Annotated in this window: 13 protein-coding genes and 1 pseudogene; 4 read left to right on the top strand and 10 right to left on the bottom strand. The window is 73.1% G+C overall.

What is annotated here, in order from left to right:
* Positions 1–5 precede the first annotated feature (5 nt).
* Positions 6–1,289, top strand: coding sequence for an MFS transporter (locus tag J2S42_RS05840; protein ID WP_307235970.1), 1,284 nt, complete (start codon positions 6–8; stop codon positions 1,287–1,289).
* Between the two features lie 10 nt (positions 1,290–1,299).
* Here J2S42_RS05840 and J2S42_RS05835 read toward each other — a convergent pair whose 3' ends face one another.
* A complete protein-coding gene (locus J2S42_RS05835) occupies positions 1,300–1,431 on the bottom strand; it encodes a hypothetical protein (RefSeq protein ID WP_307235968.1) in 132 nt (43 codons plus the stop codon).
* Between the two features lie 310 nt (positions 1,432–1,741).
* Here J2S42_RS05835 and J2S42_RS05830 point away from each other — a divergent pair, with 310 nt between their 5' ends.
* Both J2S42_RS05830 and J2S42_RS05825 read left to right on the top strand, forming a co-directional pair.
* Complete coding sequence (locus J2S42_RS05830) at positions 1,742–3,355, top strand: ricin-type beta-trefoil lectin domain protein (protein ID WP_307235966.1); 1,614 nt, start codon at positions 1,742–1,744, stop codon at positions 3,353–3,355.
* Positions 3,356–3,634: 279 nt separating this feature from the next.
* Entirely contained in the window at positions 3,635–4,090 is a 456-nt protein-coding gene (locus J2S42_RS05825; RefSeq protein ID WP_307235965.1) for a nitroreductase family deazaflavin-dependent oxidoreductase, read from the top strand.
* A 417-nt stretch (positions 4,091–4,507) separates the two neighbouring features.
* On the opposite strand, the gene J2S42_RS05820 is transcribed toward J2S42_RS05825, so the two are convergent.
* From J2S42_RS05820 to J2S42_RS05790, 7 genes and pseudogenes are all read right to left on the bottom strand, one after another.
* A complete protein-coding gene (locus tag J2S42_RS05820) occupies positions 4,508–5,452 on the bottom strand; it encodes an FAD-dependent oxidoreductase (protein ID WP_307235963.1) in 945 nt (314 codons plus the stop codon).
* A gap of 91 nt (positions 5,453–5,543) precedes the next feature.
* A pseudogene (locus J2S42_RS05815) lies at positions 5,544–5,690 on the bottom strand (GTP-binding protein); the annotation flags it as partial.
* A gap of 329 nt (positions 5,691–6,019) precedes the next feature.
* Positions 6,020–6,829 carry a hypothetical protein gene (locus tag J2S42_RS05810; RefSeq protein WP_307235961.1) on the bottom strand — a complete coding sequence of 270 codons (810 nt, stop codon included), beginning with the start codon at positions 6,827–6,829 and terminating at the stop codon, positions 6,020–6,022.
* A gap of 113 nt (positions 6,830–6,942) precedes the next feature.
* The gene (def, locus tag J2S42_RS05805) at positions 6,943–7,479 is read right to left on the bottom strand and encodes a peptide deformylase (protein ID WP_307235960.1); all 537 of its coding nucleotides are present in this window, start codon (positions 7,477–7,479) and stop codon (positions 6,943–6,945) included.
* A gap of 104 nt (positions 7,480–7,583) precedes the next feature.
* Positions 7,584–8,456 carry an AraC family transcriptional regulator gene (locus J2S42_RS05800; protein ID WP_307235958.1) on the bottom strand — a complete coding sequence of 291 codons (873 nt, stop codon included), beginning with the start codon at positions 8,454–8,456 and terminating at the stop codon, positions 7,584–7,586.
* A gap of 108 nt (positions 8,457–8,564) precedes the next feature.
* Positions 8,565–9,080: an O-acetyl-ADP-ribose deacetylase gene (locus tag J2S42_RS05795; RefSeq protein WP_307235956.1), complete on the bottom strand. Its 516-nt coding sequence runs from the start codon at positions 9,078–9,080 to the stop codon at positions 8,565–8,567.
* 79 nt (positions 9,081–9,159) lie between these two features.
* The gene (locus J2S42_RS05790; protein ID WP_307235954.1) at positions 9,160–10,632 is read right to left on the bottom strand and encodes a glycoside hydrolase family 43 protein; all 1,473 of its coding nucleotides are present in this window, start codon (positions 10,630–10,632) and stop codon (positions 9,160–9,162) included.
* A 74-nt stretch (positions 10,633–10,706) separates the two neighbouring features.
* On the opposite strand from J2S42_RS05790, the gene J2S42_RS05785 reads away from it, so the two are divergent.
* On the top strand, positions 10,707–11,480 hold the full coding sequence (locus tag J2S42_RS05785; protein ID WP_307235952.1) for a hypothetical protein: 774 nt from the start codon (positions 10,707–10,709) through the stop codon (positions 11,478–11,480).
* A 56-nt stretch (positions 11,481–11,536) separates the two neighbouring features.
* Here J2S42_RS05785 and J2S42_RS05780 read toward each other — a convergent pair whose 3' ends face one another.
* Together J2S42_RS05780 and J2S42_RS05775 are read right to left on the bottom strand one after the other, a co-directional pair.
* Complete coding sequence (locus tag J2S42_RS05780; protein WP_307235944.1) at positions 11,537–12,475, bottom strand: SDR family oxidoreductase; 939 nt, start codon at positions 12,473–12,475, stop codon at positions 11,537–11,539.
* A 31-nt stretch (positions 12,476–12,506) separates the two neighbouring features.
* Complete coding sequence (locus J2S42_RS05775) at positions 12,507–13,445, bottom strand: SDR family oxidoreductase (protein WP_307235943.1); 939 nt, start codon at positions 13,443–13,445, stop codon at positions 12,507–12,509.
* Positions 13,446–13,615: the final 170 nt, after the last annotated feature.

Here is a 13,615-nt window from a genome sequence, read left to right as displayed (position 1 = left end):
ACGCCGTGACCAGCACACCGCTGTGGCGCAACCGGGACTTCGCGCTGCTCTGGAGCGGCCAGGTCGTCTCCACGCTCGGCGCCCGGATCAGCGCGACCGCGATGCCGCTGCTGGTGCTCGCGCTGACCGGATCACCGGCCGACGCCGGGCTGGTCGGGGCCGCGGCCACGCTGCCGTACCTGATCGGGCACCTGCCGGCCGGGCCGCTCGTCGACCGGTGGGACCGCCGGCGGGTCCTGCTGGCCAGCGAGGTCACCGCGGCGCTCACGCTCGCCACCGTGCCGGTCGCGCTGTGGCTGGAGGTGCTCACGGTCGGGCACCTGGCGGTGGCCGCGTTCGTACACGGGCTGTGCTTCGTCTTCTTCGGCCTGGCCGAGGCGGCCGCGCTGCCGCTGATCGTGCCGCCGGCCCAGCTGCACACCGCGATCGCGCGCAACGAGGTGCGCACCCGCGGCGCCGCGCTGGCCGGCGGCCCGCTCGGCGGCCTGCTCTTCGGCATCGACCGGGCTCTGCCGTTCGTGGTCGAGGCGCTCTCCTACGCCGTCGCGTCCGTCGCGTTGCTCTTCCTGCGCCGCGACCTGCAGGACCGGACACCGGAACCACCGGAGCCGCTGTGGCGGGCCGCCCTGACCGGGCTCCGGTGGATCTGGCGGCACCCGCTGATCCGCGCCGCGAGCCTGCTGGTCGCGGCCAGCAACCTGATCTTCCAGGCGATCATCCTGGTGCTGGTGGTGCGCGCGCAGGACGGCGGCGCGTCCCCGGCGGAGACCGGCGTGATGCTCGGCATCTACTCCGGCGGCGGCATGCTCGGCGCGGTCGCGGCCGGGTGGCTGCACCGGTACTTCGCGCCGCGGACGGTGATCATCGGGGTGAACTGGGCGTGGGCGGCGCTACTGCCGCTGTTCCTGGTGACGGACGCGCCGCTGTGGCTGGGCACGATCGGCGCGGCCACCACGTTCGCCGGGCCGCTGTGGAACGTGGTGATCGTCGGCTACTTCGCGTCGCTGGTCCCGAACCACCTCCAGGGCCGCGTCACCAGCGCGTCGAAGACGCTCTCCTGGGGAGTGATGCCGGTCGGGGCGCTCGTCGGCGGCATGCTGCTGAGCTGGGTGGGCGCGGAGGGAGCGGTGGTGGTGCTCTCGGTGGTCATGCTGGCCGTCGCGGTCGCGGCGACGGCCAGCCCGGCGGTGCGGGGGAGCCGGGCTGTGGCGGAAGCGGCTTCGGTGGCGGACCCGACCGTGGGTGGCAGCCCGGGCGGGCGGGGGAGTGCGGATGGTGGGACCGAGTAGCCCGGCCGGGTCAGCAGCGGCGCAGCTCGCAGATGGTCTTGGAGAAGTCGTCGCCGGTGCTCGGCGGGTTAGCGTGGAGCCAGAGCAGCGTGAGCACCACCAGCGGCACGATGACGACCAGGGCCGTCAGACGCTTGATCATGGAAGGCTCCTTCCGCCGGAGGCCCGGTGCTTTACCGCACGATCGGCCGGTGGGGCGCGTGGTTGAGGGATTCGAGCCCCACGCGGGCGGGGAGCTTCTCGGGCCGGTAAGCAGAGCGGAGCGACGACCGCGGGCGCCGTCCGCCGTGCGGTGCGAAGCCGGGCGGGCCGACGTCGCGGGCCGCGTGGGTGGGGGCGGGGCGTGAGAGGGTGTGGCGTTTGCGATGAACCGAAGTTCGTCGTTCCCGTTGTGTTCCTAGACGGCGGCCGCGGAACGGGCCGCCGCTGCCGTAGACCGTTGGGGAGTGATCGTGAACGTGCAGGCACTCGTCGAGGCGGCCCATCGCCCGGTGATCCGCCGCGTGCTCGGGGTGGCGGTCGTGCTGGCGTTGATCGGAGCCGGTGCGGTGACCGGGTCGATCGCGGGTACGGCGACGGCGGGGCCGGCCCGGGTCGGGGTGCCGGTGCCGTCCGAGCAGGTGGCGATGATCGCGCAGGCCGCGCTCTCCTGTCCGTCGCTGACGCCGGCACGCCTGGCGGGGCAGGTGATGGCCGAGTCCGGGTTCCGAACGGATGCGGCCAACGGCCGGGGCGGGTCGGGGCTGGCCGGGCTCACCGACCAGGTGTGGGAGCAGTGGAAGCCGTGGGTGGACGCGCAGCGGCTGGATCCGGAGGCGAACGTGTTCGCCCTCGCCCACTACATGTGTGACACGGTCGGGCGGATCCGGCACGAGGACGTCGGCGGCGCGCTGTGGGAGCTGGCGCTCGGCGCGCACCGGTCCGGTGTCGACACGGTGCTGGCGCGCGCGGCCGTGCCGGACGACTCGGCGGCCTACGTGAACGAGGTGGCGTCGTACGCCGCCTGGTATGCGGCCCGGCCGGACTTCGCCACCGGGGAGCCGGCGAATCCACCGGCGCAGGACCCGGACGTGGCGCCGGTGCCGGTGCCGGACGAGTACGTGCAGCTGGTCCGGACCGCGGGTGAGGAGTGCCCGGTGGTCTCCGGTCCGCGGATCGCGGCACAGCTGATGGCCGCGTCCGCGTTCAACCGCAACAAGGTCGGGCCGGGGGACGCGCAGGGCATCGCCCAGTTCCTGCCGGCGGTGTGGAACCGGTACGGGCAGGCGGGGGAATCGCCGTGGGATCCGGCGGTCGCGATCCTCACGCTGGGCCGGACCATGTGCGCGCTGTCCGCGGAGCTGTCGGGTCTGGCCGACGATCCGTACCCGGTGGCGCTGGCGGCCTTCCAGTGGGGGCCGACCGCGATCCGGCAGGCCGAGGGGGTGCCGGACGCGCCGGCCGTGCGGGACTTCGCGCAGCGGGTGCTGGGCTACACCGCCTACTACGCCCAGGACACCCGCCTGACCCCACCCGCGGCGCCGCAGCCACCCGCAGCCACCGCGACCGCCGCGCCCACCGCGACCGCCGCGACCCCGTCGCCGAGACCGGTCACCACGCGGTCGCCGCAGGGGAACGTGGCCGCGCCGCCGCCGGAGGAGGACGACGGGACGGCCGCGCCGCCACCGGCGAACCCGCCCGCGAACACCGGACCGGCCCAGTATCAGATCAAGGGGTACGCGGACAAGTGCATCGATGCGCCGAAGGCCGCGGACGGCGTGGCACTCCAGTTGTGGACGTGCACCGGTGGCGCGTCGCAGAAGTTCACGTTCGAGAACGGCACGATCCGGCACAAGGGTTTCTGCATGGACCTGGCCTGGGGCGAGTCCGCCGACGGCACCCGCATCCAGTTGGCGAAGTGCAACGGCGGCTGGGCGCAGCGGTTCAAAATCAACGGCGCGCAGGACCTGGTCAACACGGAGCTGGGCAAATGCGTCGACGTGGTCGACTGGAACGACGCGAACGGCGCAGTGCTGCAGCTCTGGGCCTGCGAGGGACAGACGAATCAGAAGTGGTGGGCCAGCTGAGAATGGGTGCCCCACGTGCCGTCGAATCGGTATGGCCCGTTGCTGGAAATGGTCTGACCGCCGTTTCCGGAGACCATTTGATCCGCCCGTGAGGACAGGTTGACGCCAGCGGGCCGGCCGGCCTGCGACGACGGGCCGGCCGGCCCGCCACCGGCTTCGCCGGCGTCGATCTGCGGGACGTGCGGGCGGGCGCGAACGGCGGCGTGCTGCCGCTGACCCAGTTCTTGCCTCCCTGTCGGACAGTGGACGGTGGGAAGCGGCTGACCGAGGGGGAGAGACATGGCCGGGAAGCGTGAGGTGTGGCTGCCGTCGCGGGCGGTCATGACGGCGTTCTGGAGGTTCCACCGCGCACTGGTGCGGTACAGCGGCCGCCGGCTCGGCCTGTGGCGGGCCCGGCCCGGCCGGGAGGGCGCCATGTGGCTGACCACGCGGGGCCGCCGCACCGGCAGCCCGCGCGGTGTGATCCTCGCGTACATCGAGGACGGCCCTAACCTGGTGACGCTCGCGATGAACGGCTGGGGCGCGGCCGAGCCGGCCTGGTGGCTGAACCTCCAGGCCGGACCGGACGTGACCGTCGACCTGCCGGGCGGTCCGCGCCCGGTCCGCGCCCGCGCCGCCCGGGGTGCGGAACGGGACCGGCTGTGGGACCTGTACCGGCGGATCGATCCGAAGCTGGACGCGTACGCGCGGCTGCGCCCGACCGAGACCGCGGTCGTGGTGCTGGAACCGCGCTGACGAGCGGAAGCCTGACACCGGTCGCGGACAAGGCCGATAGATGTCATTTCGGGCGGGCGTATCCGCTCAATCTCATTCATTCGCCGTGCGGTGCGGATCGGACGACACGCAGATACCAGAATTTTGCGGGACGATCGACACCGGCGTCGACGGCGATCTCGGTGAGCCCGCCGGGCTGTGGGCGCGCGGTGACGCCAGGTCGGAGCGCGTACGCGTCACCGGGCGAGCCGCCCTGGCCGGGCGGCGGCCCGCTGGACCGGGACACCGCGTTCGGCGTCCTGCACCACGTCGCGAACGCACTGATCGTGGCCGACTCGTTCGCGGTGACGGTCGAGTCGGCCGGCCCGTACGACGAGGAGGACAGGCCGGTGAACGATCGGCCTGCGCGACCCGGCCCCCTGGGACGCGCAGGCCGTTCTACAGCGTGCCGACGAGTTCGCGGACCCGGGCGGCCTCGCCCCAGGAGAGCGTGAACCCGGACCCGCCGTGCCCGTATGCGGCGATGACCGGCGTCGGGTACCCACCGATGATCTCCAGGCGCACGGAGGTGCGGGCCGGGCGCAGGCCGACCGCACGGGACACGATCGGGGCCCCGGCCAGCGCCGGGACCAGCGCGATCGCGCGCGCCAGGATGGCCCGCTCGACGGCCGGGTCCACGGTCTCGTCCCAGGCACCGGTGTCGCCGGTGCCGCCGCAGACCACGTCGTCGTCGCGCGGGACCACGTAGGTGAGGCCGTCCGGGTTGTCGTCGTCGAGCAGCCAGCGGGTCAGGCCCGGGTTCGCCAGCCGGACGACCTGGCCGCGGATCGGGAAGACCTGATCGTCGCCGCCGAGCAGGGCGCCGGACCGCAGCCCGGCCGCGACCACCACCACGTCGAAGCCCGGTGGCACCTCACCGACGGAACCTAATGTGACGTGCCCGAATGTGACACCGCGGGCGGCCACGGCGGCACGCAGCCAGTTCAGGTAGCGCCCGGTGACCGCGACCGGCAGCTCGCACGTCACGCCGGACGCGCCCGGCGGCAGCTCGTCCGGCGTCGCGGCCCGGTGCACCGGCACGGCCGAGGTCCAGGACAGATCCGGCTCGGGACGCCGGGTCAGGACCGTGCCGGTGCGCAGCCGCACACCGGTCTCCGGACGCGCGGCCAGCGACGCCAGGCGTTCCCGGGTCAGTTCGGCCGACTCCAGCACGCGCGGCACCGCGTCCACCGCGTGCGGGAACCAGATCGCGGCCGCGACCGACGACACCGCGCCGGTGTGGTCCCGGTCGGCCAGCACCGTCACGTCGTGCCCGGCCGCGGCCAGCTCGTAGGCGATCGACAGTCCGATCACCCCGGCGCCGACCACCGCTATCCGTCCCACGAATCGATCATAGTGCCGGGTGCGAGCCCACAGGCGGGCTCGCACCCGCCCGTCGCCGCCCGGCGGCGCGGAACGCGGGGTCTCGGACGAGCGGCACGCCATAGCGGTCCGCGGTCCGCCACACCGACTCGGTCTGCGGCTCCACGCCGGCCACGCCGTCGAAGACGACCACCGCGCCGTCCAGCACCCGCGGCGACCGTTCGACCTCGTCGGAGAAGTCGACGTGGCCGGGCGTGTCGCATGATGTGTGTCTCTCAAGGATGATCTCGGTCAGGGGACGGCGCCCAGCCGGCCGCGCTGCGGCGACTCGCAGGCGGTCAGGCACGTCCAGCCCCGGTGGCGCAGCCGGAGCTGGGCACCCGGGACACGAGGATCAACTCGAAGCGGCAGACGGGGACGACGACCGCGGTCCGATAGCGCACGGCGTCCTCCCCTCGAGACCCAAAGATCAAAATCGGTGACCACGAGGGTACGGGTGGCGGGCGCACCGGTCGACCGGATGTCCGTCGCGTGCGCGGTCGTGGCCCGGGACCGCCGCGGCTGCATCGGGCCACGACCGCGCCGGGCTCAGGCCGCGCCGTCGAACAGTACGCAGCGGGCGCTGCCCGCGCCGACCATCAGCCCGTACGCGTCGAAGACGCCGACCGTCAGTTCCTCCGCGTAGTAGTACGGCCGGGACGCGCCGGCGTGCACGTAACCGGTGTCCGACCAGGTACCGTCCGCGGCCCGGGAGATCCCGTGCCAGACGTCCCAGGTCCCGCCGAGCGACTCGCCCCGGAACCGCGGATCGTCCGGCCCGGTCTGGCTGATCGTCGCGACGTGATAGCCGACCCGGCCCGCCCGGCCCGGCAGGTCGTTGCCGGGCAGGTGCCCGTCGACGCCGGTGACGACCGCGGTGACCGTACCGGCGGCCGGGTCGCAGGTGAGCGCGACGGTCGTCCGCCGGTCGTGGAAGCAGGTCGCGTCGCGCTGCGTGTAGGACGCGCCGGTGGCCGCGTTGCGGTAGGTCACCAGCACCTGCTCCCGGTAGAACAGCGAACCCACCGGGTCGAACGTGCCGGTGTACCCGGTCGCCGCGATCTCACCCGCGCTGTTCGTGGTCGCGGTGACGACGGCCGGCGCCCGCTGCGGCAGGCTGACGATCCCGTTCGCGGTGATCCGGTAGGCGGACCGCCGCGCGAACTCGACGGTCACCGCCGTCGGCGTGCCGGGCTTGAGCAGCGTGCCCGCGGTCGAGGTGGTGATCGCACCGGTCCGTGCGTCACAGGTGATCGACACGGTCAGCGGTGGCGTCGCCGCCGCGGCGGCCGTGCCGGGCACGAGCGGCGCGACCGTGGCCAGGACGATCAGTGCGCCGAGCGCACGCAATCGGTTCATGACATCCCCCTGGGAGTCGGGAGTGGACATTGCGCCGCAGACGCTGTCCACCCCCGCTGCCATCGCGCTGCCATCGCGCTGCCGCCGGCTGCCGTCCCACCGGTCCTCGCAGGTCAGTGCGGGCTGACCCGCACCCGCTCCGGGTCGAACCAGTCCGCCGCGCGGAGCGTGGCGAGCAGGCGGTCCTGCCGGGCGCCGTCCTGCCGGTCGATGAACAGGATGCCGTCCAGGTGGTCGGTCTCGTGCTGGATGCAGCGGGCCAGCAACCCGGAGCCGACCACCTGGACCGGGTCGCCGAGCTTCGTGTAGCCCTTCGCGGCCACGTTCATCCGGCGTTTCGTGTCCAGGTAGACGCCGGGGATGGACAGGCATCCCTCCGGCCCGTCCTGCTCCTCGGCGTCCGGGAACTCCAGCACCGGGTTGACCAGGTGGTCCAGCCGCAGGTCGTTGCCGGGCAGGTCCGGGTTGATCGCGAAGACCCGCAGGCTCACGCCCAGCTGCGGCGCGGCCAGCCCGGCACCGCGCGCGTGCTGCAGCGTCTCGCCCAGGTCGCGGACCAGCCGGTCCAGCTCGGCGTCGAAGTCGGTCACCGGATCCGCGACCCGGCGCAGCACCGGGTCCTCGACGGTACGGATGGAAAGCACGGTCATGCGGGACGTCTCCTGCCGGTCGTACCGTGGGATGCCTGTGCCACCAACGGTACTCAGCGGAGCCGCGGCGGCCGCCGGGCGTGCCGGAGACCGCCGCGGTCCGGTCAGGCCGGCTCGACCGGCAGCCACAGATCCGTGGTCGCGGTGCTGAAGTCGCCGGCGCGCTCGACCACCGCCACGATCGACGGCCCCGGCCGCAGCCGCCACGGGTTCGACGGGAACCACTCGGTCGCGGTCGCCGCCCAGGTGCTCTGCAACTCCCGCGGGTACGCGCCGGAGCTGCGGAACACGGCCCAGCGCCCGGCCGGGACCTCGATCGCGTCCAGGTCGTCCGGGACCGGCGTGTCCGCCCCGGCCGCGACGCCGTGCAGGTAGGTCAGCTCGGTGCCCTCCGGGCTGTCCTGCTCCACGTCGTCGGTGACCTGCAGCAGCCCGGCCGGCTCCGCACCGCTCAGCCCCTTCAGCCGGCCGTGCGCCTCCGGCGGCAGCGACGCGATGAACCGCTGGATGTGCGGGTTGGCGCCCTCGTGGATCAGCGGCACGCGGGTGGCGTGCCCGATCAGCCGGAACGCGGGACGCTCGACGATGCGGGTGTCCATGGAACTGCTCCCCTCGACGGTCAGGCGGAACCTGAGCTGCGGTTGCGTCCGGAGGGGCCCACCGTCCCGGCGCACGTCCCCCGGCCCGGCACCGTGCACGGCCCGGAACGCCCGCCCGAACGCCTCGGTCGACCCGTAGCCGTGCCGTACCGCGATCGTCAGCAGGTCGTCCGCGCCGCGCACCACGTCCGCGGCCGCGACCGTCATCCGCCGCCGGCGCACGTACTCCGACAGCGGCATCCCGGCCAGCGACGAGAACATCCGCCGCAGGTGATACTCGGTGGTGCCGAGCGACCGGGCCAGCGCGCTGACGTCCAGTTCCCCGCCGCCCTGCTCCTCGACCAGATCGACGAGCCGGTTCAGCGCCGCGATGACCATGAGCCCTCCGTCCTCTCGCCACCCAGCCTGGCCGCGCCACCCCCACCGCCGCCCGATCACAGCGATCCGATCCGATCATGTCCCGGTTCCCCCGGCGGGCGGGTCCGTTCAGTGCGACGCGGCCAGCACCCGATCGGCGATCTCGCGGGTAGGCGCGTCGAAGAGCACGAGGCGGGCCAGGTCGAGGCCGGTGTGCGCGGCACGCAGCGCGGTCAGTGCCTGGGCGACCGCGTCCGCGGGCGGCCAGCGGTAGACACCGGCCGAGATCAGCGGGAACGCGATCGTGCGGGCGCCCAGGCCGGCCGCGACCGTCAGCGACTCGGTGTAGCAGGCGCGCAGCAGCGGTGCGCGGTCCTCGTCCGGGCTGAAGACCGGGCCGACCGTGTGGATCACCCAGCGCGCCGGCAGGCGGCCGGCCGCGGTCGCCACCGCCCGGCCGGCCGGAAGACCCCGCCCGTACCGGCTGGCCCGCAGTTTCCGGCATTCCTCGAGGATCGCCGGGCCGCCCTTGCGATGGATGGCGCCGTCCACGCCACCGCCGCCGAGCAGCGACGAGTTCGCGGCGTTGACCACCGCGTCGACCTCCTGAACCGTGATGTCCCCGGTCCGTAGTTCGATGCGCACGTCGATCGCCGCCCTTCCGTCGCTGCTTCCGGCAGCGTGATCATTCGCTGCCGGAAGCGGCGACCGCAACGCGTTTGCGTCAGCGGTTGGTGATCGCGACGTTGTCGAACGAGGCGCTGGTGTCGTAGACGCGCACGCCGGACCGGCCGGCGGCGTACGTGCTGTCGGTGACCGTGATCCGCGGCGTGGTCAAGTCGTCGACGAAGACCCGGATCGTCGCGCCGACGGCCTCGACCCGCAGGTGGTACGCACGGCCCGGGGTGATCGTCAGCGGTGCGCCGGCGAGCCGGGTCCAGTTGTTGTCGGCCTTGCCGAGCAGCACCTCGCCGCGCGGCGTGATGCCGGCGTAGTAGCCGCGGTACGCGTCCGTGCCGACGGCCGCGGCGGTGGCGCGGAAGACCAGGCCGGCGTCGCCGGGACCGGAGCCGATCGTGACGTCCGCGTCGTGGACCGCGTTCGTGTGGTTGTCGTCCAGCAGCGACTTGCCGCCGTACGAGTGGCCCGCCCGGTACTGCCCGCCGGTCGCGGTCCAGGTGCCGCCGAGGGTCTTCCAGCCGTACCCGTTGCCGTCCGCGAAGTTGTCCTTGACCAGCATGGTGACGCGCCGGATCGTGCCGTCCGGGTTGAAGTACATGCGGTCGTAGGCCAGCTCGCGGGAGTTGCCGTCGGTCTCGCTGAGCGGGCGGCGGTGATAGACGATGTACCAGATGTCGGTGCCCGGCACGTTGATCACCGAGTTGTGGCCGGCGCCGCGGGCCACGGCCGGGTCCTGCGCGAGCACCCGGTCCAGGCGGGTGAACGGGCCGGTGGGGGAGTTCGACATGGCGTACGCGACGGAGTAGTTCGGCCCGGTCCAGCCGCCCTCGGACCACATCAGGTAGTAGACGCCGCCGCGCTTGAACATCTGCGGGCCCTCCACGTACCCGCTCGGGGTGATCTCCTTGAACGTGGCACCGTCCGGGAACGTACCGAGGCTCGTCATGTCGCTGTTCAGGCGCGCGACGTTGGCGTGCCCCCAGCCGCCGTAGTAGATGTAGGCCTGACCGTCGTCGTCGACGAACACGTCCTGGTCGATCGGCTGCGCGCCGTTGACGAACTGCGCGATGAGCGGCCTGCCGATCGCGTCCCGGTACGGCCCCTCCGGCCGGTCCGCGACGGCCACGCCGATGCCGCCCGGTTCCGCGTTGCTCTGGATGTCGTTCGCCGCGAAGTAGAGGTAGTACCTGCCGTTCCGTTCGATCGGCGCGGGCGCCCACAACGCCCGGCGTGCCCAGGAGACGTCCGCGGTGGTCAGCACGTTCGGGTGCTTCGTCCAGGTGACCAGGTCGGCCGAGGAGAAGGCATCGAGAAACGTCTGCTGATCGTACGGCCGGGAGGCGGTCGGGAACACGTAGTACCGGCCCCCGTAGACGGCCACGTCCGGGTCGGCGTACCACCCGGACACGAACGGGTTGCCGGCCTCGGCGGTGGTCTGGTCCGGCGGGGCCGCCGACGCGGGTGCCCCCGCCACGGTGGTGGCGAGGATCCCGGCGACGGCGGCGAGCTTTCGCACGACAGAAATCGACATCTCACGATGTTTTCCGCTGAGCCGCCACTCCGTCAAGGCACCCGGCGTACCCTGTCCGAATGTTTCCGCCCCTGGCCACCGCGATCGACGGCCTCTACGCCACGTTCGCCCCCGTCCCTCTCCCGGAGTCGTTCAGCTACTGCGGCGGCTGCTGCTTCTCCGCCGAGGAGGCGCGGGTGCTGCTGACACCGCGACCGCTGCGCGAGGTGACGGCCGAGGCGCTGCGGTACTACCGGTCGAACCTGTTCTCGATGGTCGGCGGCGTACCGGACTTCCGGTACTTCCTGCCGCGCGTGCTGGAGCTGACCGCGGCGGAGACCATGCACGGCCGCCCGATGGCCGGCGACCTGGAGTGGGAACTCCGGGCGCTGGTCAGCGCGGAGTGGGCGACCTGGGCGGCGGACGAGCGCGCCGCGATCGACGCGTACCTGCGGGCGCTGTGGTCCGGCGTGCTGGCCGGCGCGTGCGCCACGCCGCCGCGCGACGTGCTGGCCGGGATCAGTGCGGCCGAGCCGGACCTGGCGCCGATGCTCGCCGAGTGGGCGTCCTCGCTCGCGCGCCCGGCCGCGGCCGGGCAGCTGGCCGGGATGCTGAACGACTACCGCGGCGATCCGGACGTCGTGGAGCTGAGCTGCTGGAGCCCGGCGAGCACCGCGCTGTTCGCGGAGTGGCTGTTCGGTGCCGGCCTGCGCCGGGCGATCGCGGCCGCCGCGATCGGCGCCGGCCCGGCCACGTACGCCCACCTGGCCGAGATCCGCAAGGAGCTGGACTACCTGGTGTGGTGCCGCGCCTGGCGGACCGGCGACCCGGCCGGCCCGCCGCAGTTCGTCTGACCGCGGTATCGGCGCGGCCGGCGGCATGTCCGGTCCGGCCGCGGCACAACGGGGGGTCAGGCGGGAAAGGACACGTGCGCGAGCTTCTCCGAGATCTCCCAGATCCGGGCGGCGTCCTGCTCGCTGCGCAGGTTGGCCCAGAGGTCCTGCTCGCCGGGCGGGCCGGATATGTTGCGCGGGCCCTGGGGGCCGTAGAACGCGCCGGGCTTCGCGTCCGGCGAGGTGGCGGCGTACAGCGCGGGTAGCATCGCGGTCTGTGGCGTGCCGGCCAGCCCGATCCGGGACAGCACGCGGATCATCCGTACGCCCATGGTGTCCGAGGACCGGCCGACCTCGGGACGCGCGGCGAGCAGGCTGGTCGGCGCGATGCCGGGGTGCGAGATGTTGCTGGTGATGCCCCACCCCCCGGCCGCGCTGCGGCGCTGCAGCTCCAGGCCGAACAGCCCGAACGAGATCTTGGAGTGGCTGTACGCGCGTCTCGCGTCGTACGGCCCGGTCCAGGCCGGGTCGTCCCAGTTGATCGAGTTGCGGTTCGCCGAGACGCTGATCTGCGAGGTGACCCGGGCCCGCCCGGCGCGCAGCAGCGGCATCAGGTGCGCGACCAGCGCGAAGTGGGCCAGGTGGTTGGTGCCGAACTGCAGCTCGTACCCGTCGGCGGTGTGCTGGTGGGTGGGCGGCATCATCACGCCGGCGTTGTTGATCAGAAAGTGGATCGGCCGGCCTTCCGCGCGGAGCGTGTCGCCGAGCGCGGCGACCGAGTCCAGCGACGCCAGGTCGAGGTCGCGCAGCGACACGGTGGCCCGCGGGTGCTCGGCGCGGATCGCGGCGATCGCGGTCTCGCCCTTGCTCCGGTTGCGGACCGGCATGATCACTTCGGCGCCGGCACCGGCCAGCCGGGTCGCCAGGTGCAGGCCCATGCCGTCGCTGGCACCGGTGACGACGGCGAGCGTCCCGGTGAGGCGGGGAACGATGATGTCGGTTCTCGTGCGTGCCATGGTCGGGGGCTCCTGTCGGTGGGGTGGACAGTCAGGCCGGGAACGAGACGTGGGTGAGCTTCTCGGAGGCCTCCCAGATCCGGGTGGCGTCCGCCTCGCTGCGCAGCGGCGGCCAGAGCTGCTGCTCGCCGGGGCCGCCGCCGACGTTGCCCGGGCCCTGCGGGCCGTAGAACCGGCCCGGGCGGGCCTCCGGTGAGGTCGCGGCGTAGAGCGCGGGCAGCATCGCGGTCTCCGGCGTGCCGGTCAGGCCGACCCGGGACATCACGCCGATCATCCGCCGGGCGATGAGGTCCTCCGACCGGCCGACCTCCGGCCGGGCCGCGAGCAGGTTCGTCGCCGCCAGACCCGGGTGGGAGATGTTGCTGGTGATGCCCCAGCCGCCGGCCGCGCTGCGGCGCTGCAGCTCCAGGCCGAACAGCCCGAACGAGATCTTGGACTGACGGTAGGCGTGCATCGAGTCGTACGACCGCTCCCAGTTGAGGTCGTCCCAGTTGATCCCGCCGGCCCGGGCCGCGATGCTCAGCTGCGATGTCACGTGGCCGCCGGCGGCGCGCAGCAGCGGCATCAGGTGCGCGACCAGCGCGAAGTGGGCCAGATGATTCGTGCCGAACTGCAGCTCGAAGCCGTCCGCGGTGCGCTGGAGGGTCGGCGGCCGCATCACACCGGCGTTGTTGATCAAAAGGTGGATCGGCTGGCCTTCCGCGCGGAGCGTGTCGCCGAGCGCGGCGACCGAGTCCAGCGACGCCAGGTCGAGGTCGCGCAGCGACACGACGGCCCGCGGGTGCCGCTCGCGGATGGTGGCGATCGCGGTCTCGCCCTTGCGACGGTTGCGGACCGGTAGGATCACTTCGGCGCCGGCACCGGCGAGCCGGGTCGCCAGATGCAGGCCCATGCCGTCGCTGGCGCCGGTGACGACCGCGGTCTTGTAGGCGAGGCTGGGGACGGTGACGTCCGTCGTCTTACGTGCCATGTCTGACGCTCCTGGCTGGTGATGAACCCTGCTCGGGCTGGTGCACTCAGCCTCGGCCCAGTCGCGCGGGGCAACCAGGGCCTTGCGATCCCAGTCTGTCAAGGGGGGATCGACGATCCGTGGCTGTGCGCCGGCCGCGCCTGGTAGAACGGTCGCACACGACAACGACG

Origin of the sequence: Catenuloplanes indicus (genome assembly GCF_030813715.1) — a bacterium.
Lineage (GTDB): Bacteria > Actinomycetota > Actinomycetes > Mycobacteriales > Micromonosporaceae > Catenuloplanes > Catenuloplanes indicus.
The sequence above is the reverse complement of the archived record's forward strand: the minus strand, read 5'-3'. Positions and strand labels throughout refer to the sequence as shown.